The 25,384-nt window shown below is 74.0% G+C and carries 32 protein-coding genes, 1 tRNA gene and 1 pseudogene; 21 read left to right on the top strand and 13 right to left on the bottom strand.

Annotated elements, in window-relative coordinates; all coding sequences use genetic code 11:
• From amrb99_RS46020 to amrb99_RS45955, 14 genes are all read left to right on the top strand, one after another.
• Positions 1-560, top strand: a 560-nt coding sequence (locus amrb99_RS46020; protein ID WP_206700373.1) for an STAS domain-containing protein, incomplete at its 5' end; no start/stop codon positions are given.
• The gene (locus amrb99_RS46015; protein WP_190868410.1) at positions 557-1,612 is read left to right on the top strand and encodes a sensor histidine kinase; all 1,056 of its coding nucleotides are present in this window, start codon (positions 557-559) and stop codon (positions 1,610-1,612) included. The genes amrb99_RS46020 and amrb99_RS46015, both read left to right, overlap by 4 nt.
• Before the next feature lie 77 nt (positions 1,613-1,689).
• Positions 1,690-2,109, top strand: coding sequence for a M67 family metallopeptidase (locus tag amrb99_RS46010; RefSeq protein WP_190868409.1), 420 nt, complete (start codon positions 1,690-1,692; stop codon positions 2,107-2,109).
• Positions 2,110-2,397: 288 nt separating this feature from the next.
• Positions 2,398-2,670 carry a MoaD/ThiS family protein gene (locus amrb99_RS46005; RefSeq protein WP_190868408.1) on the top strand — a complete coding sequence of 91 codons (273 nt, stop codon included), beginning with the start codon at positions 2,398-2,400 and terminating at the stop codon, positions 2,668-2,670.
• A 20-nt stretch (positions 2,671-2,690) separates the two neighbouring features.
• Positions 2,691-3,638 (top strand): cysteine synthase, encoded by a 948-nt coding sequence (locus tag amrb99_RS46000; RefSeq protein WP_190868407.1) that lies wholly within the window; start codon positions 2,691-2,693, stop codon positions 3,636-3,638.
• A gap of 194 nt (positions 3,639-3,832) precedes the next feature.
• Positions 3,833-4,633 carry a thioesterase family protein gene (locus amrb99_RS45995; protein ID WP_190868406.1) on the top strand — a complete coding sequence of 267 codons (801 nt, stop codon included), beginning with the start codon at positions 3,833-3,835 and terminating at the stop codon, positions 4,631-4,633.
• A 200-nt stretch (positions 4,634-4,833) separates the two neighbouring features.
• Complete coding sequence (gene murI, locus amrb99_RS45990; protein ID WP_241756563.1) at positions 4,834-5,706, top strand: glutamate racemase; 873 nt, start codon at positions 4,834-4,836, stop codon at positions 5,704-5,706.
• Positions 5,707-5,736: 30 nt separating this feature from the next.
• The gene (locus amrb99_RS45985) at positions 5,737-6,486 is read left to right on the top strand and encodes an MBL fold metallo-hydrolase (RefSeq protein WP_190868405.1); all 750 of its coding nucleotides are present in this window, start codon (positions 5,737-5,739) and stop codon (positions 6,484-6,486) included.
• Positions 6,487-6,516: 30 nt separating this feature from the next.
• The gene (gene rph / locus amrb99_RS45980; protein WP_190868404.1) at positions 6,517-7,236 is read left to right on the top strand and encodes a ribonuclease PH; all 720 of its coding nucleotides are present in this window, start codon (positions 6,517-6,519) and stop codon (positions 7,234-7,236) included.
• Positions 7,233-7,868, top strand: coding sequence for an RdgB/HAM1 family non-canonical purine NTP pyrophosphatase (gene rdgB / locus amrb99_RS45975; RefSeq protein WP_190868403.1), 636 nt, complete (start codon positions 7,233-7,235; stop codon positions 7,866-7,868). The genes rph and rdgB overlap by 4 nt, the downstream gene beginning before the upstream one ends.
• 8 nt (positions 7,869-7,876) lie before the next feature.
• A complete protein-coding gene (locus amrb99_RS45970; protein ID WP_190868402.1) occupies positions 7,877-8,254 on the top strand; it encodes a hypothetical protein in 378 nt (125 codons plus the stop codon).
• Entirely contained in the window at positions 8,251-8,790 is a 540-nt protein-coding gene (locus tag amrb99_RS45965) for a hypothetical protein (protein ID WP_190868401.1), read from the top strand. The genes amrb99_RS45970 and amrb99_RS45965 overlap by 4 nt, the downstream gene beginning before the upstream one ends.
• Before the next feature lie 13 nt (positions 8,791-8,803).
• Positions 8,804-9,316: a SigE family RNA polymerase sigma factor gene (locus amrb99_RS45960; RefSeq protein WP_190868400.1), complete on the top strand. Its 513-nt coding sequence runs from the start codon at positions 8,804-8,806 to the stop codon at positions 9,314-9,316.
• Positions 9,313-9,816 carry a hypothetical protein gene (locus amrb99_RS45955; protein WP_190868399.1) on the top strand — a complete coding sequence of 168 codons (504 nt, stop codon included), beginning with the start codon at positions 9,313-9,315 and terminating at the stop codon, positions 9,814-9,816. The genes amrb99_RS45960 and amrb99_RS45955 overlap by 4 nt, the downstream gene beginning before the upstream one ends.
• Positions 9,817-9,870: 54 nt before the next feature.
• Here the strand turns inward: amrb99_RS45955 and amrb99_RS45950 are convergent, their stop codons facing one another.
• From amrb99_RS45950 to amrb99_RS45930, 5 genes are all read right to left on the bottom strand, one after another.
• Positions 9,871-10,194, bottom strand: coding sequence for an STAS domain-containing protein (locus amrb99_RS45950; RefSeq protein WP_190868398.1), 324 nt, complete (start codon positions 10,192-10,194; stop codon positions 9,871-9,873).
• A 5-nt stretch (positions 10,195-10,199) separates the two neighbouring features.
• Positions 10,200-11,117, bottom strand: a complete 918-nt coding sequence (locus amrb99_RS45945; RefSeq protein ID WP_190868397.1) for a sensor histidine kinase — start codon at positions 11,115-11,117, stop codon at positions 10,200-10,202.
• Entirely contained in the window at positions 11,117-12,031 is a 915-nt protein-coding gene (locus amrb99_RS45940) for an MEDS domain-containing protein (protein ID WP_190868396.1), read from the bottom strand. Before amrb99_RS45940 ends, amrb99_RS45945 begins: the two co-directional genes overlap by 1 nt.
• A gap of 80 nt (positions 12,032-12,111) precedes the next feature.
• On the bottom strand, positions 12,112-13,101 hold the full coding sequence (locus tag amrb99_RS45935; RefSeq protein WP_190868395.1) for an anti-sigma factor RsbA family regulatory protein: 990 nt from the start codon (positions 13,099-13,101) through the stop codon (positions 12,112-12,114).
• Positions 13,102-13,231: 130 nt separating this feature from the next.
• Positions 13,232-13,909, bottom strand: coding sequence for a TetR family transcriptional regulator (locus amrb99_RS45930; protein WP_241756562.1), 678 nt, complete (start codon positions 13,907-13,909; stop codon positions 13,232-13,234).
• Between the two features lie 74 nt (positions 13,910-13,983).
• On the opposite strand from amrb99_RS45930, the gene amrb99_RS45925 reads away from it, so the two are divergent.
• Entirely contained in the window at positions 13,984-15,522 is a 1,539-nt protein-coding gene (locus amrb99_RS45925) for an MFS transporter (protein ID WP_190868394.1), read from the top strand.
• An 86-nt stretch (positions 15,523-15,608) separates the two neighbouring features.
• Here the strand turns inward: amrb99_RS45925 and amrb99_RS45920 are convergent, their stop codons facing one another.
• The 3 genes from amrb99_RS45920 to amrb99_RS45910 form a co-directional block, all read right to left on the bottom strand.
• Complete coding sequence (locus tag amrb99_RS45920; RefSeq protein WP_194737781.1) at positions 15,609-15,851, bottom strand: hypothetical protein; 243 nt, start codon at positions 15,849-15,851, stop codon at positions 15,609-15,611.
• A 68-nt stretch (positions 15,852-15,919) separates the two neighbouring features.
• Positions 15,920-17,326: an amidase gene (locus amrb99_RS45915; protein ID WP_190868393.1), complete on the bottom strand. Its 1,407-nt coding sequence runs from the start codon at positions 17,324-17,326 to the stop codon at positions 15,920-15,922.
• Positions 17,327-17,408: 82 nt separating this feature from the next.
• Entirely contained in the window at positions 17,409-18,173 is a 765-nt protein-coding gene (locus tag amrb99_RS45910; RefSeq protein WP_194737776.1) for a GntR family transcriptional regulator, read from the bottom strand.
• A gap of 334 nt (positions 18,174-18,507) precedes the next feature.
• Between amrb99_RS45910 and amrb99_RS45905 the strand changes: the two genes are divergently transcribed.
• Positions 18,508-18,591 (top strand) — tRNA-Leu (locus amrb99_RS45905).
• A 30-nt stretch (positions 18,592-18,621) separates the two neighbouring features.
• On the opposite strand, the gene bcp is transcribed toward amrb99_RS45905, so the two are convergent.
• The gene (gene bcp / locus amrb99_RS45900; RefSeq protein ID WP_190868392.1) at positions 18,622-19,089 is read right to left on the bottom strand and encodes a thioredoxin-dependent thiol peroxidase; all 468 of its coding nucleotides are present in this window, start codon (positions 19,087-19,089) and stop codon (positions 18,622-18,624) included.
• Between the two features lie 127 nt (positions 19,090-19,216).
• On the opposite strand from bcp, the gene amrb99_RS45895 reads away from it, so the two are divergent.
• The gene (locus tag amrb99_RS45895) at positions 19,217-19,516 is read left to right on the top strand and encodes a DUF3618 domain-containing protein (RefSeq protein WP_190868391.1); all 300 of its coding nucleotides are present in this window, start codon (positions 19,217-19,219) and stop codon (positions 19,514-19,516) included.
• Here the strand turns inward: amrb99_RS45895 and amrb99_RS45890 are convergent.
• Entirely contained in the window at positions 19,467-19,880 is a 414-nt protein-coding gene (locus tag amrb99_RS45890) for a zf-HC2 domain-containing protein (protein WP_190868390.1), read from the bottom strand. The genes amrb99_RS45895 and amrb99_RS45890 overlap by 50 nt on opposite strands.
• On the opposite strand from amrb99_RS45890, the gene amrb99_RS45885 reads away from it, so the two are divergent.
• On the top strand, positions 19,879-20,289 hold the full coding sequence (locus tag amrb99_RS45885) for a VOC family protein (RefSeq protein ID WP_190868389.1): 411 nt from the start codon (positions 19,879-19,881) through the stop codon (positions 20,287-20,289). The genes amrb99_RS45890 and amrb99_RS45885 overlap by 2 nt on opposite strands.
• Before the next feature lie 98 nt (positions 20,290-20,387).
• Here the strand turns inward: amrb99_RS45885 and amrb99_RS45880 are convergent, their stop codons facing one another.
• The 3 genes from amrb99_RS45880 to amrb99_RS45870 all read right to left on the bottom strand — a co-directional run bounded on the left by amrb99_RS45880 (position 20,388) and on the right by amrb99_RS45870 (position 23,300).
• Positions 20,388-21,053: an SIMPL domain-containing protein gene (locus amrb99_RS45880; RefSeq protein WP_190868388.1), complete on the bottom strand. Its 666-nt coding sequence runs from the start codon at positions 21,051-21,053 to the stop codon at positions 20,388-20,390.
• A gap of 37 nt (positions 21,054-21,090) precedes the next feature.
• On the bottom strand, positions 21,091-22,275 hold the full coding sequence (locus tag amrb99_RS45875; RefSeq protein ID WP_190868387.1) for an amino acid deaminase/aldolase: 1,185 nt from the start codon (positions 22,273-22,275) through the stop codon (positions 21,091-21,093).
• 86 nt (positions 22,276-22,361) lie between these two features.
• Positions 22,362-23,300 (bottom strand): PHB depolymerase family esterase, encoded by a 939-nt coding sequence (locus amrb99_RS45870; RefSeq protein ID WP_190868386.1) that lies wholly within the window; start codon positions 23,298-23,300, stop codon positions 22,362-22,364.
• Between the two features lie 70 nt (positions 23,301-23,370).
• Here amrb99_RS45870 and amrb99_RS45865 point away from each other — a divergent pair, with 70 nt between their 5' ends.
• From amrb99_RS45865 to amrb99_RS45855, 3 genes and pseudogenes are all read left to right on the top strand, one after another.
• Positions 23,371-23,913, top strand: a complete 543-nt coding sequence (locus amrb99_RS45865) for an epoxide hydrolase N-terminal domain-containing protein (RefSeq protein ID WP_190868385.1) — start codon at positions 23,371-23,373, stop codon at positions 23,911-23,913.
• Between the two features lie 157 nt (positions 23,914-24,070).
• Positions 24,071-24,919, top strand: a complete 849-nt coding sequence (gene purU, locus amrb99_RS45860) for a formyltetrahydrofolate deformylase (protein ID WP_190868384.1) — start codon at positions 24,071-24,073, stop codon at positions 24,917-24,919.
• Positions 24,920-25,037: 118 nt separating this feature from the next.
• Positions 25,038-25,384: pseudogene (locus amrb99_RS45855) on the top strand (hypothetical protein); the annotation flags it as partial.

Raw genomic sequence — 25,384 nt, 5'->3', positions numbered from 1 at the left:
CGGCCCGCGGCCCGGACCGGCGCTCGGGGGTCCGGGTGAGCGTCGAGGCGTCGCCCGCCTCGCGCGGCTGGCCCGGCACCGCCGGGTTCGCGGCGTTCGAGGACGCCGTGGGCCGGGCCGTCGCCGAGGCCGGGGACGCGATGGCGCTGTGCCAGTTCGACGCGGGCTGGTTCGCGCCCGGCGGGCTCGGCGCGCTGGAGGCGTGCCACGGCGGGCGGGCGGGCGCCGACGCGGTCTTCGACGACGGCGTGCTGAGGATCGACCCGCTGTTCGCGCCGCCCGGCCTCCGCCTGTCCGGCTCGATCGACGAGTCGACGCTGCCGGGGCTGCTGGCGGCGCTGCGCGGGCTGGACGGCCGCGCCGCGCACGTGTGCCTGGACCTGGCCGGGGTGGAGTTCTGCGACCTGGCCGGGCTGCGCGCGCTGGTCGGCGTGAACGAGTGGAGCATCGTGCCCGACCGGCTGGTCGTCCTGCGGTCGGCGCCGGGCTGCGTGGAGATGATGATGCGGGCGTCCGGCTGGGCGGGCGCGCCCGGGGTCGTCCACGAGGGGGTCCGGTGATCGCTCGTCAGGCGGGTGCGCCGCGGGCCGGGGACGCCGCGGCGGACGCCCGGCGGCCGTCCGGCGGCCGGAACGCGCTGGTGCACCGGGCCGTCCCGTACGGGTGGCCGCGCGAGCTGGCGCTGACCGCCGTCCCGTACCTGGAGGCCGGGTGGAGCGCGGGCGACGCGGTGGTGGTGATCGCCTCCGAGCCGGTCCGGGTGTCGCTGCGGGAGCGGCTCGGCCCGGAGGCCGCCGCCGGGATCGAGTTCATCGACTCCGCCGACTGGTTCGGCGGGCCGATGCGGGCGCTGGCCGGCTACCACGACCGGATGCGCGCCGACTGGTGGCCGCGCGGGCGGCTGCGGCTGCTCGCCGAGCCGGTGTGGGACGGGCTGTCGCCGCTGGAGACGCGCGAGTGGCAGCGGCACGAGTCGCTGCTGAACGTGGTGTTCGCCGGCACCCCCACCATGATCATGTGCGCGTACGACGCGGTGGCGCTGCCGCCCGGGGTGCTGGCCGCGATGGCCCGCACGCACCCGGAGCTGGCCGGCCCGGACGGCCCGCGGCCCAGCCCCGAGTACACCGACCCGGCCGAGTACTACGCCGAGTGCAACGCGGACGCGCTCCCGCCGCCGCCCGCCTCCGCCGCGCACCGGGCGTTCGGCGCGGGCGGGCTGCCGTCGCTGCGCGCCTTCCTCGCCGCCGAGGCCGCCCGGCTGGGGCTGCCGGAGGGCCGGACGCTCCCGTTTGTGCTGGCGGTGAACGAGGTCGCCACCATGATCATCCAGGCCGGCGGCGGGCACGGCTCGGCGCGGCTGTGGGGACGGGCGGGCGAGCTGGTCTGCGAGGTGGCCGACCCGGGCCGCGCCCTCGCCGACCGCTTCCTCGGCTACGCCCCGCCGCCGCCCGGCCCGCCCCCGTCCGCTCTGCCGGGTACGCCGGGCGGGCAGGCCGGGCAGGGCGTGGACGGCGCGATGTGGGCGGTGCGCCGGCTCTGCCACATCGTGCAGATCAGGTCCGGCCCCGGCGGCACCCGCATCCGGATGCACATCCGGCTCGATCGTGACTGAGACCCGCCCGCGGCGGGACCCGGTCCAGGCCGGGCCGCGGGTGGGGTGCGCGCCGGCGGGGGCGGTAGCCTTCGGGCATGCTGACGATCGAGCGTGCCCTGGTCGAGAAGATCGTCGCGCATGCGCGCGCCGACCATCCGGACGAGGCGTGCGGCATCATCGCCGGCCCTATCGGGTCGGACCGGCCCGTCCGGTACGTCGCGATGACCAACGCCGAGCGGTCCCCGACGTTCTACCGGTTCGACTCCCAGGAGCAGCTGAAGCTGTGGCGCGAGATGGACGACCGGGACGAGGAGCCGGTGGTGATCTACCACTCGCACACCGCGACCGAGGCGTACCCGTCCCGCACCGACATCTCCTACGCGTCCGAACCGAACGCGCACTACGTGCTCGTGTCCACCCGCGACGAGAGCACCGAGGAGTTCCGGTCGTACCGGATCGTGGACGGCGAGGTGACCGAGGAAGAGGTCCGGATCGTCGACGCCTACGACGCCTGACCGCCCGGGCCGATCGCGGGGTGCGGAGCCGGATGGCGGCGGGGAGCGGCCGGAACGCGGCCGGTAAACTGGTCGACATGTGGACGAGCGGGGATGTGACGGGCGCGCGGCGCCGCGTTCCTGCCCTCGCGGTGCCACCCGTACAGAGCTTCCTGTTCGGGCATTCGCGCGCCGAGGTCGTCTACGACTGTTCGCCGACGCGCTGATCCAGCCCGGAATTCCCCCGCTGCCCGCCCGGTTGTGACGCAGAGGGCGGGGAGCCCCGTACGACCAAAGGAGATCATCGCGATGGCGATCGAGGTCCGGATCCCGACGATCCTGCGCAACCTCACCGACGGCGCCAAGGCCGTCGAGGGCAAGGGCGGCACGCTCGACGAGCTGTTCACCGACCTGGACTCCCGCCACCCCGGGCTGCGCGACCGGCTGGTGGACGACAAGGGCCTGCGCAAGTTCGTCAACGTCTACCTCAACGACGAGGACGTCCGCTTCCTCGGCGGCCTGGAGACGGAGGTCGCCGACGGCGACGGCGTGACGATCCTGCCGGCCGTCGCGGGCGGCTGAGCCGGACTGGACGAGCGCACATGCGATTCGACTCGCTGCTGGACTCGCTCGGCGGCACCCCGCTGGTCGGGCTGCCGCGGCTGTCGCCGAGCGAGGACGTCCGGCTCTGGGCCAAGCTCGAGGACCGCAACCCGACCGGGTCGGTGAAGGACCGTCCCGCCTTCTACATGATCGAGAAGGCGGAGAAGGACGGGGTGCTGACGCCGGGCTGCACGATCCTGGAGCCGACGTCCGGGAACACCGGCATCTCCCTCGCCATGGTGGCCAAGCTGCGCGGCTACCGGATGGTGTGCGTGATGCCCGAGAACACCTCGGCGGAGCGCCGCCAGCTGCTGGAGATGTGGGGAGCGGAGATCATCCCGTCGCCCGCCGCGGGCGGGTCGAACGAGGCCGTCCGGGTGGCGAAGGGCCTGGCGGCCGAGAACCCCGACTGGGTGATGCTGTACCAGTACGGGAACGAGGCCAACGCGCTGGCGCACTACGAGACGACGGGTCCGGAGATCCTCGCGGACCTGCCGTCGGTGACGCACTTCGTCGCGGGCCTCGGCACCACCGGCACGCTGATGGGCGTCGGCCGGTACCTGCGCGAGCAGGTGCCCGGCGTCAGGATCGTCGCGGCGGAGCCGCGGTACGGCGAGCTGGTGTACGGGCTGCGCAACATCGACGAGGGCTTCATCCCCGAGCTGTACGACGACTCGGTCCTGACGACCCGCTTCTCGGTCGGGTCGCGGGACGCGCTGCGCCGTACCCGCGAGCTGCTGGAGCAGGAGGGCATCTTCGCCGGGATCTCCACCGGCGGCGCGCTGCACGCCGCGATCGGCATGGCGAGCAAGGCGGTGAAGGCGGGCGAGCGCGCCGACATCGTGTTCATCGTCGCCGACGGCGGCTGGAAGTACCTGTCCACGGGCGCGTACGGCGGCACTCTGGAGGAGGCCGAGGCGCGCCTCGAAGGCCAGCTCTGGGCCTGACGCCGCGCCTGACGCCCCGACCGACACCCCGATCGGCAGCTCGACAATGTCCGGACCCGGGAGCGGGCCCGGACATTCCGGCGTGATCCCGGCCACGGCGCCGTTCCCGGTCGGCACGGTACAGTTCATACTCGAACGTGATTCTAGAACCGTGCCGGCCGGGTGGACGCCCGCCGGCCGGACCGGGAGAACTGATGAGCGGGTTCGAGGCGGCCACCGCGGTCAAGCGGGTCGGTGACGGCCGGTACGAGGTCGACCTGGACGGCGACTTCGGCTTCGCGGAGGCGCTGAACGGCGGCTACCTGATGGCGGTCCTCGACCGGGCCGCCGTCGACGCCTCCCCGCACGAGCACCCCATCGCCACCGCGACGACGTACCTGCGGCCCGCCAAGCCCGGCCGCGCCGAGCTCGTCGTCGACACCCGCAAGGCCGGCCGCACCGCCGCGACCTCGCTGGTCAGCCTCGTCCAGGACGGGCGCCCCGTGGTGGAGGCGCTGATCACCACCGGCACGCTCGGCGCCGCCGCCGAGCCCGCGTTCGCCGGCCCCGCGCCCGCCGTCCCCGTCCCTCCGCTGGAGGAGTGCACCAGCATGCTGCCGGCCGAGGGCACCGAGGGCTTCGCCGGGCAGGTCGACATGCGCTTCGACCGTTCCACGATGGGCTGGCTGGACGGCACGCCGAGCGGCCGCCCCGAGATCCGCGCCTGGTTCCGGCTCCGCGACGGCCACGGCCCCGACGCGTTCACGCTCGCGCTGACCGTCGACGCGCTGCCGCCCGTCGCGCTGAACCTCGGCTCCAAGGGCTGGGCGCCGACCGTGCAGCTCACCTGGCACATGCGGGCCGTCCCGGCGCCCGGCTGGCTCGCCGTGCACGGCACCGGCCGGCTGCTGTCGGACGGCTGGTTCGACGAGGAGGTCGAGGTCTGGGACTCCACCGGACGCCTCGTCGCGCAGAGCCGGCAGATCGCCCGGGTCGGCATCGGCGCCAAGAAGTAGCGCGTCAGGCGGTCACCCGCCCGACCGCCTCCGTCCCGTGAGGCGCTCCGCCGGCGTGACGCGGTTCACCGGCGTTTCGCGCACCGGGCGACGGGATCACGCGCGCGTCCCGTGAACTGGCGTCTTTTCCGGCGGATGACGGTGTGATGTCCAACGCATGACGCACCTCGGCAGGGGTAAGTCGCCTAGCCTGTAGGACCATGTCAGCGACCGGCGACCTCGACGCGATGGACCTCTCTTCCGGTGGCCGGTCGGACCGACCGATCGGGATCTTCGACAGCGGGTTCGGGGGCCTCACCGTGGCCCGCGCCATCCTCGACCAGCTGCCGAACGAGCCGATCGTCTACCTCGGCGACTCGGCCCGCCAGCCGTACGGGCCGCGCCCCATCGCCGAGGTCCGCGCGTTCGCCCTGGAGATGCTCGACCAGCTCGTCGACGAGGGCGTGAAGATGCTGGTGATCGCCTGCAACAGCGCCAGCTCGGCGATGCTGCGCGACGCCCGCGAGCGCTACGACGTCCCGGTCGTCGAGGTGATCAACCCGGCGACCCGGCGCGCGGCCCGCGCCACGTCCAACGGGCGGGTCGGGCTGATCGCCACGAACGCCACCGTCACCAGCCGCGCCTACGACGACGCGTTCGCCGCCGCCCCGCACATCGAGCTGGTGAGCGCGGCGTGCCCGCGCTTCGTCGAGTTCGTCGAGGCGGGCGTGACGATGGGGCCGGAACTGCTGGACGCGGCGCGCGAGTACCTGCGGCCGATCGTGGACGCGGGCTGCGACACCCTCATCCTCGGCTGCACGCATTACCCACTGCTGACCGGCGTCATCTCGTATGTCGTCGGCGACGGGGTCACACTGGTGTCAAGCGCCGACGAGACCGCCAAGGACGTGTATCGAGTGCTGCACGACCAGGGGCTGGCCCGCGACGAGGGGACGCCCCGGCCACGGCACCGGTTCCGCGCGACCGGTGACCCCGGCGTGTTCGCCGAGCTCGGCCGGCGCTTCCTCGGGCCGGAGATCGACGTGGTGGAGACCGCGTCCGAATCCGTCCTGAACAAGGCTCTGACCACCTGATTCCTCGGGGACACAAGAGGAGGAGTGAGCGTGCGGGTCACAGTGATCGGCTGCTCCGGCAGTTTCCCGGGGCCGGACAGCCCCGCGTCCAGCTACCTGATCGAGGCGGACGGCTTCGCGCTGGTGCTCGATCTCGGCAACGGCGCGCTCGGGTCCCTGCAGCGCTTCCGCTCGTTGCAGGAGATCGACGCGGTGTGCATCTCCCACCTGCACGCCGACCACTGCCTCGACCTGTGCGGTTTCTGGGTGGCCCGCACGTACCATCCGGACGGCCCGCAACCGCGGCTGCCCGTGCACGGCCCCGAGGGGACCGCGGTGCGGATGGCGAAGGCGTACGACCTGGAGCCCGAGCCCGGGATGTGCGAGACGTTCGACTTCCACGTGCTGCGCCGGGGCCCGTACGAGATCGGCCCGTTCCGGGTGACGACCGCGCTGATGCCGCATCCGGTGGAGGCGTACGCGTTCCGCATCGAGCACGACGGGCGGGCCCTGGTCTACTCCGGCGACACCGGCGTGTCCGACACGCTCGTGGACCTGGCGCGCGGCGCCGACCTGTTCCTGTGCGAGGCGTCGTTCCTGGAGGGCCCGGACCTGCCGTCGGAGCTGCACCTGACCGCGCGGGAGGCGGGCGAGCACGCCGCCCGCGCCGACGTCGGCCGCCTCGTCCTCACCCATCTGGTGCCGTGGAACGACCAGGACACCTCCCTGAAGGAGGCCAGGACGAGCGGGTACGGCGGCGACATCGAGCTCGCCCGGGTGGGCGCCTCCTACGAGCTGTGACCGCTTCCGGCGGGCACTAGGGTGGTGCGCATGGCACGCCCCGATGATCGCGCACCCGACCAGCTCCGCCCCGTCCGCATCCAGCGCGGATGGCTCGACCACGCGGAGGGGTCCGTGCTCGTCGAGTTCGGCCGCACCCGGGTGCTGTGCGCGGCGTCGGTGCAGGACTCGGTGCCGCGCTGGCGGCGCGAGTCCGGGCTCGGCTGGGTCACCGCCGAGTACGCGATGCTGCCGCGCGCCACCAACACCCGCAACGACCGCGAGTCCATCAAGGGCCGGGTCGGCGGCCGCACCCACGAGATCTCCCGGCTGATCGGCCGGTCCGTCCGGGCCTGCCTGGACTTCAAGGCGCTCGGCGAGAACACCGTCCAGCTCGACTGCGACGTGCTGCAGGCCGACGGCGGCACCCGCACCGCCGCGATCACCGGCGCGTACGTCGCGCTCGCCGACGCGGTGTCCTGGATGCGCGAGCGCAAGCTGCTGCGCGGGAACCCGCTGGTCACCTCGGTCTCGGCGGTCAGCGTCGGCGTCGTCGCGGGGGAGGCCCGGCTCGACCTGTGCTACGAGGAGGACTCGGCCGCCGGCACCGACATGAACGTGGTGTGCACCGGCGACGGGAGGTTCGTCGAGGTGCAGGGCACCGCCGAGGGCGCCCCGTTCGACCGCGCCGAGCTGGACGCGCTGCTCGACCTCGCCGCCGGCGGCTGCGCCGAGCTGACCCGGCTGCAGAACGAGGCGCTCGCACGGTGACGCGGATCGTGCTGGCGACCCGCAACGCGGGCAAGATCGCCGAACTGGAGCGGATCCTCGACGGCATCGACGTGGTGGGCCTCGCCGCGTTCCCGGACGCCCCCGACGTCCCCGAGACCGAGCTGACCTTCGAGGGCAACGCGCTGCTGAAGGCCCGCGCGATCGCCGCGCACACCGGCCTGCCCGCCGTCGCCGACGACTCCGGGCTGTGCGTGGACGCGCTGAACGGCATGCCGGGCGTGCTGTCGGCCCGCTGGTCGGGGCGGTTCGGCGACGCCGCCGGCGACAAGGACACCGCGAACCTGCGGCTCGTCCTCGACCAGCTCGGCGACGTCGCCGACGGCCTGCGCGGCGCCGCGTTCGTGTGCGCGGCCGCACTGGTCGTCCCGGCGAACGGCACCCGGGGCGCGGTCGAGCACACCGTCGAGGGCCGGATGCGCGGGACCCTCCTGCGGGCGCCGCGCGGGACCGGCGGCTTCGGCTACGACCCGATCTTCCTGCCGGACGGCGAGACCCGCACCACCGCGGAGATGGCGCCGGAGGAGAAGGACGCGATCAGCCACCGGGGCAAGGCGTTCCGGGCGCTGGCCGGGCTGCTGCCCGACGCGCTCGCCGCCGCCGGCCACCCCTAGGACGGGCCGTGGACGAGCTCGGCGGGACGCTGGCGCTGCGGCGCCACTGGTGCCGGCCGGACGAGCCCGTCCTGCTGTGCGTCCCGTGCCATCCCACCGGCGTCCGGTTCGACATGGGCGGGCTGGACTGGCGCGGCCTGCCGAAGAAGGGCGCGCGCGCCGTCATGGACGTGGTGGGGCGCGGCGTCGACTTCGTGGACCGTGACCTGGGGCAGACGATGACGCACCCGGTCCTGGTGGTGCACGGCGCCCCGCGCCGCGCCGCGCGCGCGGTGCGGTTCGCGGCGGAATTCGCAGAGAATTCGTCGGGCTCCAGGACAACCCGCCGGCCCCCGGCGGGGGTTCTCAAGGGTGTACGGACACCGTCCCCCCGAGGAGCAACATGATCGACAAGAGTCGCATCCGCCGCGGGCCGATGCTCGCGCTGGCCGGTGCGGTGGGCGCGGGCGCGCTCGCCGCCGGGATCTGGGCGGCGGCCGACTCCGGGTCGTCTCCGCAGGTCAGGCAGGTGGCGGAGCGGAACGCGCTGGCGCACACCGCGACGCCCGCGCCGGTGCCGCCGAAGGCGCCCGCACGGCCGTGCGCGTCGCCTCGGCCGTCCACCCGCACCCCGGAGCCGGTCCCGCCGAAGCACGCGAGGCCGAAGGAGCCGCGCCCGGTCGCGTCCGCGAGCCCGCGCGACCTCCCGCCGCGGACGTCGCCGCGGCCGGTGCCGTCGCCGACGAAGGCGCGCCCGCATCCGGTCCCCACGAAGGCGCGCCCGCATCCGACTCCCACGGACTGCGTCACCCGGCCGGGCGCCCCGCGCCCGACCAGGACGGCGGCGCCGGCGCCGGTCCCGTCGGTGTCCCCGACGAGCCGGCCGGCGCCTCCCGGGCAGGCGATGACGCCGTCGCCCCGGCCCTCGGCGCCCCGGAGGTAGCCGCCTGTCCACCATGAGCGCCCAGGAGATCCGCGGGGCGGAGATCACGTTCGACGAGTTCGTGACCGCCACCGCGGGCCGGCTGCTGCGCACCGCCGTGTTCCTCGTCTACGACCGGCACCTCGCCGAGGACCTGCTGCAGACCGCCTACGAGCGGGTCGCGCGCAGGTGGAAGCGGGTGTCGGGCGGCAACCCGGAGGCGTACGCCCGCCGGGTGCTGGTGAACCTCGCCATCGACGAGAACAAGCGGCGGGCGCGCCGCCGGGACACTCCGGTCGGGTCGGTGGCGGACGTGGAGCGCCTCGCCGGGGCGCCCCCGGCCGCGGGGGTCGCCGGGGGAGAGCTGGACGAGGTGCTCCGCGCGCTGCCCGCCAAGCAGCGCGCGGTGGTCGTGCTGCGCTACTGGTGCGACCTCGGGGAGCAGGAGATCGCCGAGACGCTCGGGATCTCCCGGGGAACGGTGAAGAGCCACACCGCGCGGGCCATGGCGGCGCTGCGGGAGCACATGAAGGAGGGCCGGGCGTGAACGACGAGCTCGAAGCCCTGCTGCGCGACCACTACCGTGCGGCCGCCGACCACATCACCGCAGGCCCCGGGACGGTCCGCCGGTTCCAGGACGCGGGGCGGGCGGCGGCGCCGGAGCGGCGCACCCGCTGGCGGTGGGCGTTCCCGGCCCTGGCGGCGGCGGTGACCGCGGCGGTGCTGGTGACGATCGCGCTGTTCCTGTGGCCGGGCGGCGGCGGGCCGGCGAAGCCGCAGCCGATGGTGCCGCCCGCCTCCCCGTCCGTCCCGGGGCCGAGGGAGCCCACCGCGACGCCGTCGGCGCGGCCGTCGGCGTTGCCGACGCGGATCCCGGAGCCGGGCGTGCCGCCGCGGGGACGCCCCGGCGCGACGCCCCACCCGACCGCCACGCACACCAGGCGGGCGGTGCCGCCGACGTCCGGACTCACCTCGCCGTCCCTGTCGTCGACGCCGCTCGAACCGACGTCGAAGCGTCCGGCGGCGGGCCCCAGCCGCACACCGTGAACCCGCCGCCGCGTCGCGCCGCCGCGCCGTCGCCCCGCGCCGGCGGGAGCGGGACTAACCGGCGTCGCCGAAGCACAGGCCGGGGAGCGTGCCCCAGCCGACGGTCTCCAGGACGGCGCGCATCTGCGGCGGCGTCCGGTCGAGCACCACGGGCGCCCCGCACGCGCGGCTCCACGCGGCGTCGCCGAGCAGGGCGATCCCGCCGAGGTCGATGAAGTCGAGCTCGCCGAGGTCGAGGTGGAACTCGCGGTCGGGCGGCAGGTCCGCGAGCGCCGACTCCAGCGCCCGGACGAGCATCGCGTGCCGGGCGGAGTCCAGCTCGCCGATCAGCGCGAGGCCGGCGGGCTCGTCCGTGCGGACGATCTTCAGCGGCTCCACGCCGGCTACCTGATGTGCAGCCGGACGAACGTGCCGTCCCAGCCGGCCCGCAGCTCCATCAGGTCGACGAGGAGCCGGACCGTCCACAGCCCGAAGCCGCGCTGCAGCGCCGTATCGGGCGGGATGAAGCCGGTGAGCGGGGTCGGCGCGGGCCGCCACAGCCCGTTGTCGCCGACCTCGCAGAGCAGTTCCGGGCCGTCCCGCCAGATCCACATCCCGACCGGGGGCAGGCCGTGCTGCAGCGCGTTCGCCGCCACCTCGTTCACCGCGGTGACGAGGTTCTGCGCGGGCCGCTTGGCGAGGCCGTGCAGCAGCGCCCGCTCGGCGACGAACGAGCGCAGCGCGTGCAGGTCGTCGCCCTCGACCGGGAAGTACTCGGCGTCGGAGGGGCGGACGAAGCGGCGGCCGCGGTCGCAGGCGGCGCCGAACGTCACCGGGTCGACGTAGGCGCCGGTGGGAAGCGCGGGACCGTCGGTCACCACCATCGGGTGGGTGCGCCGCGCCTCCTCCAGGATCCGGGGCGGCAGCGCCTCGCGGTCGTAGGGGCACAGCGCGCGCGCCCCGGAGTCCTTGAACACCTCGTTGATCAGCGACTCGTAGCGGATCCACTCCAGGGTCTGCCGCTCGTCCCAGTCCCGCCAGACGGGTTCGGCCAGCGCGCACACGGTGCGCGGGGCGAACTTGTTCACCAGGCCCTGGTAGTCGCGCAGGGTGCGGACGGGGTGCAGGTAGAAGACGGCCGCGTCGACCCACTCGATCTCGGCGCCCTCGCCGAACAGGTCGCGCAGCGCCGACAGGTTGGGCTCCTGGGCGACCGCGACGACGGCCTGCCCCGCCTCCAGCCCGGATCGCAGGAACGGCTCGGTCACCGACAGGAAGTGGTCCGTGCCGTCGTACACGAACGCCCTGTGCTCCAAGCTCATCAGGCGATGCCTTCCGTCTCCGTGAACACGCGTTCGCGGCCGCGCTCGAGACCGGGCAGCCTATGCCAGCCGACCATCTCGATGACGTTCTCCACATCGGGCGGCAGGTGGTCGAGGACGAGCGCCTCGTCGGCCGGCAGCACCGTGGCCTGCTGCGCCAGCAGGTTCAGGCCGCCGAGGTCGATGAAGCCGAGGTCGGCGAAGTCGAGGTGGACGCGCCGCCGGGTCATGCACACCTGCGCGAGCTGCTCGGCGAACACCTGGTGCCGGGCGGCGTCCAGCTCGCCCTCGACGCGCAGCCCGTTCGGCTCGAACGTGCGGACGATCTTCAGGATCCCGTCGTCGAACTCGGGGTTCACTTCCACGAGCACCTCGTGCGTGTCGCGCAGGGCGAGGAGCTCGTCGGGCGGGCACGCGTGCCGGTCGATCTGGCAGATCGCCATCGCCATCGTGCTCGGCGAGACGGCGTCGCCGACCCGGTGCTCGCAGCCCAGCATCTCGCCGATGTCGGAGCGGCCCGGCTCGCTGAGCAGCCAGCTGTAGTCGGTGGTCAGCCGGACGGCGCGGAAGCCCTGGCCGAACGCCGCGTCCACCTCCCGGCCGATCGTCTCCAGCATCAGGCCGGGCTGGAACACGCCGCGCCGGTCGAGGCAGGCGTCGCGCCGGGAGATCACCCGGAGCTGGCCCGTCCGGCCGTAGGAGTGCACGTCCACGCGGTGCCGCGGGCCGATGCCGGGCAGCCGCTCGGGCGGTGCGTCGGTCACGTAGACGACCTTCTCGTTGGTCTCGAGACCCTCGCGGACGAAGTGGCCGATGACCCTGTCGCGCTCTTCCTGGCCGCTGTAGGCCAGCCAGCTGTGGTCGCCGGGCCGGATGTCTTTGACGGGTCGCTTGGCGAACCAGGGTGTCTCCATGGCCTGCCCATCGAGGTCGGTTCGGATGCGTTCAGCGTACGCCTCATGGAGGTCCTTGGAAGCCCAATGCATCGAGTTCCTCACACTCCGTTCACCACCGGGGGGACGGCGGGCACGGCGGGTAGCCGCAGCCGCAGGCGCACCGTGCTCCCGCCGGGTCCGGTGCGGATCTGGACGATCGAGCAGAGCAGCCGCACCGCCCACAGCCCGAACCGGCCGCCGGTCGCGGTGCCGGACGTGCGGGGCGGGACGAGCCCGTAGCCGGAGCCGGGCTCCCAGGTGCCCGCGTCGGTGACCTCGCAGACGAAGGCGGGGTCGGCGCCGGCCGCCTCGGTCCACATCCGCAGGATGATCGGCGGCGCGCCGTGGTGGAGCGCGTTCGTGACGACCTCGGTGACCGCGACCAGCAGGCGCTGCAGGTCCTCGTCGGGCAACGGGGTGCGGTGCGCGTAATCGGTGACGTAGGCGCGCAGCCAGAACAGGTCGGGCCGGACGACCTCGAACTCGTCGGCCTCGGCGGGCGGCATGGGCAGGGGCTCGCCGTCGCACTTCGCGCTGTAGGCCCACGGGTCCATGTAGAGGGGGTTGGCCATGGACGTGGCGCCGCGCACCGTCTCGGGGTGGGTGCGGCGCCCGGCCGCGACCACGCCGGCGGGCAGCGACGACGAGTAGGGGCACATGATGGCGGCGCCGGTGCCGCGGAAGGCGATGTTCACCATGGCCTCGACGCGCTGCCATTCCAGGACCTCGAGCGGCGGGCGCGCCGCCCACACGACGGGCTCGCCGAGGACGCGCAGCCGCCGGCCGTGCCAGGCGACGTCGTCGGCGTCGCTCAGGCAGTCGGCGAGGGTCCGCGCGGGGTGGGAGTACCAGGTCCCCGGATCGACGAACTCGACGGACGCGGCGGTGGGGCCGAGCGCGTCGCGCAGCAGCATCTCGCGAGCGATCCCGCAGACGGCCAGGACGCGGTCGCCGGCCGCCGCGCCGTCCCGCAGGAACGGCAGGGCGCCGTCGAGGAGGTCGTCGACCCGGTCGTACGGCAGAACGCAATGGGTGAAGGATTCGCTCACGGCGGCCCCAGGCTGCTGCGTCTTCGTACCGGCGTTCCCCATGCCTGCCGGGGCGCCGGCAGACCCATCAAGGGTAGGCCGACCACCCGGTCGCGCACCGCGCCGTTCCGCAAATTGCGCGACCGGTTTTTCACATAGTGCGACGGGATGGGGGCCGCGGCCGCCGGTACAGGACGGCGCGCATGCCCGGCGAGAGGGCCTCGACTAATTCATCGGCCGTCATCGAGGCGAGCGGTTCCACGGCCAGGATGTACCGGCTGAAGATCACCCCGGCGAGCTGGGCGCCGAAGGCGGCGGCGCGGTGGCTCGCCCCGGGGCCGCCGACGTGCTCGGCGATCCGGTCGATCATCTCGCGGCCGATGACGTCCCGCAGCAGCCGGATGAGCTCGGCGTCCTGCGTCGCGGCGCGCACCATGAAGGTCAGCTGCCGGCCGCGCTCGGGGTCGTCCCAGGTGCCGAGCATCGCGCGCAGGACGCGTTCGGGCAGCGTGGCGGGGTCGCCGGGGAGCACCGAGGCCAGCACGTCCGGCGGGTTGGCCAGCAGCCCGAGGACCGCGCCGAACAGGCCCTTCTTGGAGCCGAAGAAGTAGCTGATCAGGGCGGCGTCGACGTCCGCCTCGGCGGCGATCGAGCGCAGGGTGACCTTGGCGTACCCGTCGGCGAGGAACCGGCCGCGGGCCACCGCGAGGATCTGCGCCCGGGTGTCGGGGCTGCCGCGCCGCCGGCCGCGCGAGCCCCGCCCGGCCACCGCCGCGGACTCCGCCGCCGTCTCTCTCGCCGGCGCCGGCTTCCCGGATTTATTCATCATGGTTGAAATGTAGTGGGCGCAGGGGCCAGGTTCGAAGTGTCACAGCGAAGAGATCCCGCAACCAGGAGGCTGCGATGGCCACCACCGGAACGGCGCCCGGAGGGCAGGTCCACCGGGCCGTGCTGCCGGCCGTCATGCTCGCCCTCGCCACCGTCGTGTCGGCGGTCGCGTCCCTCAACACCGCCATCCCGTCCATCGCCCGCGACACCCGCGCCACCCAGACCCAGCTGTCCTGGATCATCGACGCGTACGCGCTGGTGTTCGCGGCGCTGCTGCTCCTCGGCGGCGCGATCGGCGACCGCTACGGGCGGCGCCGCGCCCTCGCCGCCGGGCTCGCGATCTTCGGTGCCGGCTCGGCCGCCGCGATGTTCGCCAGCGACCCCGCCTGGCTGATCGCGATGCGCGGCGTCCTCGGCGTCGGCGCGGCGCTGGTGATGCCCGCGACGCTGTCCACGATCACCTCGACGTTCCCGCCCCGGCAGCGGACCCGCGCGGTCGGCGCCTGGGCCGGGGTCGCCGGCGCCAGCGCGATCTTCGGGCTGCTGGTCTCCGGCAGCCTGCTGGAGCAGTGGTCGTGGCGGTCGGTGTTCCTGCTGAACATCGTGCTCGCCGTGATCGCCTTCGCCGCGACCCTCGCGGTCGTCCCCGAGTCCGCGGACGCCGACGCGCCGAGGCTCGACCTCACCGGCGCGCTGATCACCGTCGTGGGCCTCGGCGCCGGCGTCTACTCCATCATCGAGGCGCCCACCGAGGGCTGGACGAGCGCCCGCACGCTGGTCGGCCTCGGCGCCGCCGTCGTGGTCCTCGCCGGGTTCGTCGGCTGGGAGCTGACCCGCCGGAACCCGCTGCTCGACCCCCGGCTGTTCCGGCACCGCGCCTTCGCCGCCGGCACCCTGTCGATCACCGTGCAGTTCTTCGCCTTCTTCGGCTTCGTCTTCATCGTCCTGCAGTACCTGCAGCTCGTGAAGGACCACGGCCCGCTGCTCGCCGCCACCTGCCTGCTGCCGATGGCCGCCTCGATGATGCCTTCCGCCCGCGGCATCGCGCCCCGCGCCGCCGCGAAGGTCGGGCCGCGCCGCGTCATCGTCGCCGGCCTCATCCTGGTCAGCGTCGGGCTGCTGGTGCTGTCGCTCCTGGACACGGGCAGCAGCTACTGGGTGATGCTGGGCGGCCTCGTCCCGCTCGGCGCCGGGATGGGCCTCGCGATGACGCCCGCCACCGCGTCCATCACCGACGCGCTCCCGGCCGAGAAGCAGGGCGTCGGGTCGGCGATGAACGACCTGGCCCGCGAGCTCGGCGGCGCCCTCGGCATCGCGGTCCTCGGCAGCGTCCTGCAGTCCGGCTACCGCTCGAACCTGGACACCACCGGCCTGCCCGGACCGGTCGCCGAGCACGCCAGGACGTCCCTGGCCATGGCGGCGCACGCGGGCCCGCAGGTCATGCGGCAGGCGCAGGCGGCGTTCGCGGACGGCCTGCACACCGCGCTGCTGTCCGCAGCGATCGTCCTGGCCGTCACCGCCGTGGTGGTGGGCGTCCTCTACCGCCGCCCCGAGCCGGAGGCCGCCGCCGGCGAGCGGGCCGGCCGCGAGGCCGCCGCGGAGCCGGCGAGTTGACCGCCCGCCACCCGGCGATCACGACGACGCGCGAACGGGCCCCCGCAGGACGCGGGGGTCCGTTCCGTTCTCCCGCCCGCCGGGGCTCAGGCGGCCCAGTCGGCCATGCGGGCGTCGGCCCGGAAGCGCAGGGCCGGATCGGCGTACCGGGCCTCAGGGACCGCGTAGAGCGCGTCCACCCCCGCCTGCTGGAGCGGGTACGAGGCGGCGAGCTCCGCCAGTTCGGCCGCCGACAGCGGCAGCCCGGCCCGGGACACCAGCAGGCCCACCTCCGCGATGACGCGCGGGTCGTCCGCGGGCGGCGCTGAGTGCAGGACGTTCTCGGTCAAGGTTCCTCCAGGGTTCGTGACGCCCGGTCGCTCCGGGCTCGGGTCGTGCGGCCGTCGCGGGGGGGCGGTCAGGCGGCGACGAGGGCGGGGACGCGGCGGTGCCAGTCCGTGACCTGCTGGAAGGCGTCCGCCGCCCGCAGCACGCCGGCCTCCCCGAACGCGGGCCCGGCGAACTGGATCGACAGCGGCAGCCCGGCGGCCGTGGCGCCCATCGGGGCCGCCAGGACGGGGTTGCCGACGCAGTCCCAGTACTGGGTGAAGATCGTGCGGAACAGGCCCTCGATGTCGATCCGGCCCGCGCCGTCGGTCAGCTCGTCGTAGCGCGGCGCGCCGACCGCCGTGGTCGGGCAGACGATCACGTCGAGGTCGTCGAACATCCGCGCCACCGCGTCCTGCGCGACGCGCCGCACCCGCTGCGCCTGCACGTAGTCGGCGCCGGTGACCATCGCGCCGCGCGCCAGCATCAGCCGGGTCGCCGCGAAGTAGTCGCCCCAGCGCTCCACGAGGTCGTTGCGGTGGTAGGCGAACGCCTCGGCGCACATCGTGACGAGGTTGGCGGTGAGCATCTCCGTCCAGAACGGCAGCTCGGCGTCCACGAGCGTCGCGCCGAGCCCGGACAGCACGCCGAGCGCCGCGTCGAAGGCGGGCGCGAGCGCCGGGTCGGCCTCCTCCGGGAAGTGCCCGGCCCGGACGACCCCGATCCGCACCCCCTCCAGCGACCCGTCGAGCACCGGCCCGTCGTAGGGCATGCCGACGCTGTCGGGGTCGCTCGCGTGCGGCCCGGCGATGACGTCGAGGACGGCGGCGCAGTCGCGGGCGCTGCGCGCCAGCGGGCCGACGTGGTCGAGGCTGTAGCCGAGCGGCGCCACGCCCGACTTCGGCACCCGCCCGAACGTCGGCATCAGCCCGGTGACCCCGCAGAACGCCGACGGGATGCGGATGCTGCCCGCCGTGTCCGTGCCGAGCCCGGCGAAGAACAGCCCGGCGGCGACGCCGTTGCCCGTCCCGGAGCTGGAGCCGCCCGGCCACGTCGCGGTGTCCCAGGGGTTGCGCGGCATCGGGAACGGCTTGGACGGGTCCGGCATCCCGCACGCGAACTCCATCGTGGTGACCTTGCCGGTGATCACCGCGCCCGCCTCCTTCAGCCGCGACACCACCGGCGCGTCCCGGCCCTCCGCCCACGCCCGGTCGAGGACCAGGCTCTGCGCCGTCGTCGGGCCCTCCGCCATCGCGATGATGTCCTTGACGCCGAACGGGACGCCCTGCAGCGGGCCCCGGTCGATCCCTTCGGCCAGCTCCCGGTCGGCGCGCTCGGCCTGCTCCAGGGCGTAGTCGTCGAAGCGCGCCAGGTAGGTGCCGATCTCGCCGTCGTGCCGGTCGGCGGCGGCGAGGGCCTCCTCGGTCAGCCGGACGCTCGTCACCGCGCCGGCGCGCAGCGCCTCGGCGGCCTCGGTCAGGGTGAGGGGTGTCTCCATGGTTCTCCTTGAGGGCATGCCAAGGGCGCCGTCCGTGCCGCGAGGGGCACGGGCGCCTGGATCGGTGCGGTGGAAGGGCGGTTCAGCCGCGCGCGGACGCGCGCGGGAGGCGGGAGACCAGCAGGAACCGGTCCCCCCGGTGGTGGATGTGCGCGAGGTCGAAGGGGCGGCCGCCCGGAGCCCGGATGACCTGCTCCATGGTCACGACCGGCGCCCCGACGGCGAGGTCGAGCAGCCCCGCCGTGCCGGCGTCGGCGGGCAGGCAGCCGAGGACGAACTCCGACTCGCCCAGGGCCACGCCCGCCTCGGCGAGCAGCGCGTACCAGTCCGAGACGAACGGGACGTCGCGGAGCCGCTCCGCCTCGGGGAAGAGCACGTAGTTGGTCGCGATGGCCACCGGTTCGTCGCCGAGCAGCGCCACGTACTCCAGGCGCAGGCACGGGTCGCCGGGCCGGGCGCCGAGCCGGTCGGCGGCGACCTCCGGCAGCGGGATCACGGAACGGTCCAGCACGCGCGGCCGCATCCGCCGGTCGAAGACGCTGCCCGCGCCGGGGTCGGCCGCGCCGTGCGCCTCCGCGAGCGGAGCGAGCACGGCCTCCCCGACCGCGTGCGTGCCGACGCCCTGCCTGCGGTCGACGAGCCCCTCGCCGCGCAGCAGCGCGAGCGCCTCGCGCACCGTCGCCCGCGTCACACCGTGCGCCGCCATCAGCTCGGGCTCGCCGGGCAGCTGGCCGCCGGGGTAGGCGCCGCGCAGGATCGCCGAGCGCAGCAGGTCCCGCAGCCGCCGCACGTCCGCGCCGGTCCGCGTCCCCGGCGCGCCGGTGTCCCGGGACCTGCTCGCCCTCATGTGCCGGGACGGTAGGCGGACGCCGTTGCGCCCGCATGTTCCGGCAGTTGCCGGTGTGTTACGTTCCACGACCGCCATCGCACCTCCCGCGTCCGGCCCTGCCGACGTTCCAGGACGCTAGGCAGGAGCCGTTGCGGGAGCGTGTCGCCGCCGTTGCGCCAGGTTACGCCGCGGTCCGGCGCCGTCCGCGCGCCCCGGCCTGCGGCGACGCCCGCCCGGCCCGGCGATTCGCCGAGTTGCGCCCGGCAACGCCGTCGATGGGCCGGGCGCCGGTAATCCGCCGACATGCCGACCAGCCAGGACGCTAAGCTGAGCACACTCCTGCACGGAGTGCGCGGGCGTGGCGAAGTAGGCATACGCGGCAGGTTTAGGTCCTGTTGGTGGAGACACCGTGGGGGTTCGAGTCCCCCCGCCCGCACCCACCGGACCAAGCCCGGCGGCCCCGGGGTCAGAGGCCCAGGTCGCGGCGCAGGCGCTCGACGTGGCCGGTGGCCTTCACGTTGTAGTACGCCTTCTCGATCTTCCCGTCGGCGTCGATGATGAAGGTCGAGCGGATCACGCCGACGACGACCTTGCCGTACAGCTTCTTCTCGCCGTAGGCGCCGTACGCCTGGAGGGTCTCGGCGTCCGGGTCGGACAGCAGCGGGAAGGTCAGCCCCTCCTTCTCGCGGAACTTCGCGAGCTTGGCGGGCTTGTCGGGGGAGACGCCGACGACGGCGACGCCCGCCGCCTCCAGCTCGCCGAGGCTGCTCTGGAAGTCGACCGATTCCTTGGTGCAGCCGGGGGTCATGGCCGCGGGGTAGAAGTACAGGATCACCCGCCTGCCGCGGAACGAAGCCAGCGAGACCGGGGACGCGTCGGCGTCCGGGAGCTCGAAATCGGGGGCGACGTCGCCCGGCTGCAGCCGCTCTGACACCCTGTGCCGCCTTTCGCTCGGATGGTGGCTCCAACGGTACCGCTCGGGGTCCGGCGGGCGTCCGGCGGGAAGACCTGCAACACTGTTCGGATCATCATGCTTCGCTCGACACGACAAGGACAACGGCATGGCTGACCGCGACCCGGAGGCGCTGGAGCGGGAGATCGAGCGCACCCGCCAGGAACTCGCGCGCACGATCGACGAGCTCGCCGAGCGGGTCAACCCGAGGAACCTCGCGCACAAGGGCACCGAGCGGATCAAGGAGGAGGCCGGGCAGCTCGTCCAGGCCGTGAACGCGATCGTACGGCCCGAGGGCGAGGACGGCGAGCCCGGCCGGCTCGACAAGCGCGTCGTCTACGCGGGCGCCGCCGCCGCGGTCACCCTGACCGCCCTCGTCCTGTGGCGCCGTAAGCGCAAGCGCCGCTGAACCCGCCCTTGAAGGAGGCGCCGGACCGCGACCCGCGGCCGGCGCCTTCGCGTTTTCCGGCCCCGGCGGCCCGGCGGCGGGCGGCGCGGGCTCGGCCTGCCGTCCGGGGACGGCCGGCGGCGCGGGCCGTCCGGGCGAGGAGGTCGGCGACGTCGCGCAGCTCGGCCAGCTCGGCGCGGCACGGCGGGCAGCCGCGCAGGTGCGACGACAGCGCCTCGGCCTCCGCCCCGGCGAGCCGCCCGAGGGCGTAGACGCCGAGACCGGGCCGATACTCGCCGCAACCGGATGCCTCCACACCCAGCAGTACGGCGGTGCCCGCGAACCCGTTCAGCGCCCCCTTGATCTTGTGACACGATCGCGACATGCTGCGACTCACCGATTTCATCATCGACTGCCCGGACACGATGAAGCTGGCGGCCTTCTACGCCGAGGTGACGGGTCGCCCGGTCAAGGAGGGCAGCAACGAGGACTGGGCCGGTATCCGGTTCGGCGAGATCGAGCTGGCCTTCATCCGCGTCGAGGACTACCGCGCCCCGCAGTGGCCCGACGGCGAGCACCCCAAGCAGTTCCACCTCGACTTCGAAGTGGACGACATCGAGGCCGAACAGAGCCGGGTCCTGGCTCTCGGCGCGACCCTGCGGCAGGACTTCATCGGCCCCGAAGGCTACGGCTGGCGCGTCTACACCGACCCCGTCGGCCACCCCTTCTGCCTCTGCCACAACAAGGGCGTCGTCTGGACCGACCAGGGCCCCATCTGGCCCGAGGGCAACTAGAGCGGCCCCGCAAGGGTCCGCGCACTAGGTGACCCGCGAGCCGCTCCGCGGACTGCGCTGAGCGCCAGGGCGCGGCGTGGGCAGTGCGCGTGCGGGCGTTAGCCCAGGTCGGGGGCGGTGGCGGTGAAGCGGGCCGCTACGGCGGCGCGGACGGTCTGCGCCTCCGGCTCCAGGGCGATCGGCTCGGGCTCGCCCGCGTCGCCCGGGGCGCGGCTGAACGCGCCCGCCAGCGCGACCGGCGCCATGCTCTCGTCGCGTCCGAGCCCCTCGTCGGACAGCTCGACCAGGCCGGTGAGCCGGGCGCCGAGCGCCTCCGCGTACCGGCGGGCGCGCGCGACGGCCTCCTGCGCGGCCTGCTCGGCGGCCCGCCGGAAGACGTCGCTGTCGCGGCGCAGGTCCCAGTCGGGGCCGTCCACGCGGGTGCGCTCCAGGTCGCCGAGCCGGGTGACGAGCTCGCCGAGCACGGTGAAGTCGGCGACCGTCACCTTGATCAGCACGGTGCCCTGGTAGGCGCGGATGTCGCCCTCGCGGCGCCGGTACTTCACCAGCGGGGTGATGACCAGCCCGCCGGTCTCGACCTTCTCGACGGCGTCGCCGTAGGAGCCGATCAGGTCGAGCGCGGCCCGGTTGTGCTCGGTGAGCCGGTCCAGCGCCCTGCGCCGGTCCGGTTCCTGCGACTGGACGTGCACCGACAGCCGGGCGATCTCCGGCTCCACCTCCAGGACCGCCTCGCCGCGCACACTGATCAACGGAGCGTCGCTCATACCGCCAACCTAGCCGCTCCCGGGACGGCGGCGGAGGCTAGAGGAAGGTCTTCCCCTCGCCCCGGTAGGTCGGGACGGTCCGGACGAACCGGTCGTCGTCGATGAGGTGCAGGTCGGCGAACCGCTCGCACAGCTCGCCCGCCTTGGTGTGCCGGAACCAGACCCGGTCGCCGATCCGCAGCTCGTCGGCCGCGCGGCCGAGCAGCGGCGTCTGCACCTCGCCCGCGCCCTCGTTCGGGTCGAAGGACAGGCCGGCGGGCAGGTAGGGCCGGGGGAGCCGGATGTCGTCGGCGGGCCCGGAGGCGAGGTAGCCGCCGCCGAGGCAGGTCGCGACGCCGGGGCCGGGCCGGCGGACGACGGGCAGCGCGAACAGCGCGGCGGGCCGTCCGGTGAAGTTGGAGTAGTAGTCGAACAGGTGCGGCTGGTACAGCCCGGAGCCCGCGGCGATCTCGGTGACGGCGCGCTCGGCGGCGGTCTTCTCCACGCTGCCGGTGCCGCCGCCGTTGACGAACTCCAGCTCGGTCAGGTCGCGGACGGCGCGGACGATCGCGGCGCGCCGCCGGGCCAGCTCCATCCGCGACCGCTGCTGCATGGCGCGGATGACGCGGCCCCGCGCGGGCCGTCCGGGCGGCAGGTCGCCGACGCCGGCGATCTGCGACTCGTAGGCCATCAGCCCGGCCAGGTGCAGGCCGGGGCGCTTGAGGATGCGCTCGGTGAACGCGGCGACGTCGGACGGGGTGCGCAGCGGGGACCGCAGGGCGCCGATCCGGACCCGGCCGCCGAGGGGCCGGTAGGACGCGTCGATGTCGACGCAGATGCGGACGCGGGCGTCGCCGGCGGCGTCCTCGATCAGGTCGAGGTGCTCGGGGCAGTCGACCATCAGGGTGATCGCGCGGGCGGCGGCGGGGTCGGCGGCCAGCTCGGCGATCGCGGTGCGGTCGGCGGTCGGGTAGGCGACGAGGATGTCGTCGCTCACGCCCTCCCGGGCGAGCCAGAGGGCCTCGGGAAGCGTGAAGGCCATGACGCCGGCGAAGCCGTCCATGGCGAGCGTCTCCTCCAGGAGGGCGCGGCAGCGCACCGACTTGCTGGCGATCCGGATGGGCTTGCCGGCGGCGCGGCGCACCAGGTCGGCGGCGTTGGCGCGGAAGGCCGCGAGGTCGACGACGGCGAACGGCGCCTCAAGGCCGGTGGTCGCGGCGTCGTAGCGGTCCCGGAGGTTCATGTGTGCCACACTGCCACAATAGCGGTAAATGTGAAAAGCTCTCACGTACCGTCGGGCGTGCGGTGAAGGGGCTCCTCGGCGAGGGGTCAGCCCTTGCGCGGATGCGCGTCGAAGAACTTCCACAGCATCTCGGCCGCCTCGGACGGCCACTCGTGCGTCCCGCCCTCGACCTTGCAGAACGTCACCTCGACGCCCTGGGCGCCCTTGCCCGTCGCCTGGCAGTCGGTGTTGCCGCCGAGCGCCTTGACGTCCTCGTGCGGCTTCGGCAGCTTCCCGACCTTCCGCCAGAAGTCCACCGCCTGCGAGACCGGCGGGAACGGCCGCTTGTCGTTGAAGTCGCGGTTCCCGCCGCCGTTGAACGGGACGTTCCGGTCGGCCGTCCCGTGGAAGATCATCGCCGACACCGGGCGGTCGGGATCGCACGTGGTGACGAGCGACCCCTCGACCACCCCGATCGCCGCGACCTTGTCGGCCTTCTCGCAGGCCAGCTTGTAGGCCATGCCCGCGCCGTTGGAGAAGCCGGTGACGAACACCCGGTCCGGATCGGCCAGCCCGGCGCCCGTCAGCTTGCCGATCAGCTTGCCGAGGAAGCCGACGTCGTCGATGTGCCCGAGCTTCGCGGCGCCGCAGCAGCTCCCGGCGTTCCAGGTCGTCATGAACCCGTCCGGGTAGGCGACGACGAACCCCTTGGCGTCGGAGATCTTGTCGAAGCCGGTCAGCGACTCCATCTTGTTCATGTTGGCTAGGCCGCCGTGCAGGGCGAGCACCAGCGCCGGCTTGTCCGCGGGCTTGCCGTCCTTCCACTTCCCGTTCGCCACCTTGGCCGGGATGTGCAGCAGGTACTCCCGGTGCCCGGGCGTGCCCACGTCGATCTTCTCCTTGTGGGTCCCCGCGCCGGTCGCGATGCCGTCGACCGTGGCGGGCCGCTTCCCGCCCTCGCCGCCGCCCTTCCCGCCGCCGCCCTTGCTCGTGCAGCCCGCGAGGACGAGGGACAGGGCCAATGCGGCAACCAGGATCCGGCGCATGCGTGCAAAGGTAACCTCAACGGCTCCCCTCAAACTACTCATGAGTAGATAGCCGGGATCACCTGTCGGGTTGGATTTCCCAACCGCCTCCGCCGTCCGAGTCACCACGGGCGAGCCGGCCGGCCCGGTGCAGCCCGGCTGGGAGTACGGCGTGCCCGTCTCGTTCGTCCGCGACCTCGTCGCCCGCTGGCGCGACGAGTACGACTGGCGCGCGCACGAGGCGCGGCTCAACGCGGTCCCGCAGTTCACCACCGAGATCGACGGCCAGCTCGTGCACTTCGCGCACGTCCGCTCCCCGGAGCCGGACGCGACGCCCTTGATCCTCACGCACGGCTGGCCGAACACCTTCGCCGAGTACCTCGGCCTGATCGGCCCGCTCACCGGCTTCTACTACGAGAACGCCCACGAGGAGAAGGCGACCGAGCCGACCACGTTCCCGATCGGCCTCGCCTCGTTCGCCTACGACTTCCGGCCGCTGCGCCGCTTCGCCGAGCGCGACCACACCACCATCGTCCACTGGAACGAGTACGACCGCGGCAGCCACTGGGCCGCCCACGACGCCCCCGACCTCCTGGTGGCCGACATCCGCGAGTTCTTCACCAAGCTTGCCTGACCCCGCCCTCGGCGCCCGGCGGCCTCCCCGCCGGGCGCTGGGGTGCCGGGCGCGGGGCATGGGCGCGGCACGGGCGCGCGACAGGCCCGCGGCGCGTAAGCTCGTACACCCGGACCCCCTTTGAGCTGGTACTACGCGGCGAGAGCGAGACCGAGACGTGGACCCATACGTGCTGACCCTGTCGTGCCCCGACCGGCCGGGCATCGTCGCCGCCGTCTCCGGGGTCCTCGCCGACCGCGGATGCAACATCGTGGAGAGCCAGCAGTTCGGCGACCCCGACTCCGGCACCTTCTTCATGCGGGTCCAGTTCACCGCCCGGCCCGGCACCGACGCCGACGAGCTGCGCGGCGCGTTCGCGTCCCTCGCCCCCGACCTCGGCCTCGAGTGGCGGCTGCACGACCTGTCCGAACGCCCCCGCGTGCTGATCATGGTGTCGAAGGGCGGGCATTGCCTGAACGACCTGCTCTACCGGCAGCGCTCCGGGCTCCTCGACATCGACGTCGTCGCCGTCGCGTCCAACCACCCCGACCTGCGACCGCTCACCCAGTCGTACGGCATCGACTACCACCACCTCCCGGCCGGGCCCGGCGGCAAGGCCGCGCAGGAGGCCGAGATCCTCGCCCTGGTCGAGCACTACCGAGCCGACCTCGTCGTCCTCGCCCGCTACATGCAGATCCTCTCGGACGACTTCTGCGCCAAGCTCCCCGGCGCGATCATCAACATCCACCACTCCTTCCTGCCGAGCTTCAAGGGCGCCCGCCCCTACCACCGGGCGCACGAGCGCGGCGTCAAGCTGATCGGCGCCACCGCGCACTACGTCACCGCCGACCTGGACGAGGGCCCGATCATCGAGCAGGAGGTCGCCCGCGTGGACCACACCCACAGTCCGGAGGACCTGGTGGCGGTCGGCCGCGACGTCGAGTGCCTCGCCCTCGCCCGCGCCGTCCGCTGGCACGCCGAGCACCGCGTGCTGCTCAATGGAGACCGCACCGTCGTCTTCCGCTGACCGTTCGCGCAGGTGAAAGCGTGAGATGTCGGCATGGCGTGTTTCACTCCACGTGACATTGCCTCACTATGAGTAGTGAGAGATCGTCCGGACGTGCCGGTGGCTCACGGGGGTGGCTATGGCCGAGGCTCTGGTCAAGGACCTGATCGAGGAAGAACGCAGCAGGCGTCAGGCACGGCGCCTGGCGGTCCGCGAGTTCCGTCCGCGGCGCGCGTTCGCCGGACTGGCGGCCGCGCTGGTGGTCACCGCCGCAGGCGGGATCGCCGCCATCGAACTGCTCGCCGCCGCGCTGCACTCCGGCGTCCACCCGGTCCCCGGCATGGGCGCCCTCGTGCACGCGCTGCGGCACCGCCCGTGGAGCGACGCCGGCGTCCGCGAGGCCGCCGCCGCGATCGCCGGCTGCGGGCTGCTGTTCCTGCTCGCCGCGGCGCCCGGGCGGCTGCGCGGCGTCCCGCTGGACGGCGC

Source organism: Actinomadura sp. RB99 (genome assembly GCF_014706005.1).
In the GTDB taxonomy this organism is placed as follows: Bacteria; Actinomycetota; Actinomycetes; order Streptosporangiales; family Streptosporangiaceae; genus Spirillospora.
The sequence above is the reverse complement of the archived record's forward strand: the minus strand, read 5'-3'. Positions and strand labels throughout refer to the sequence as shown.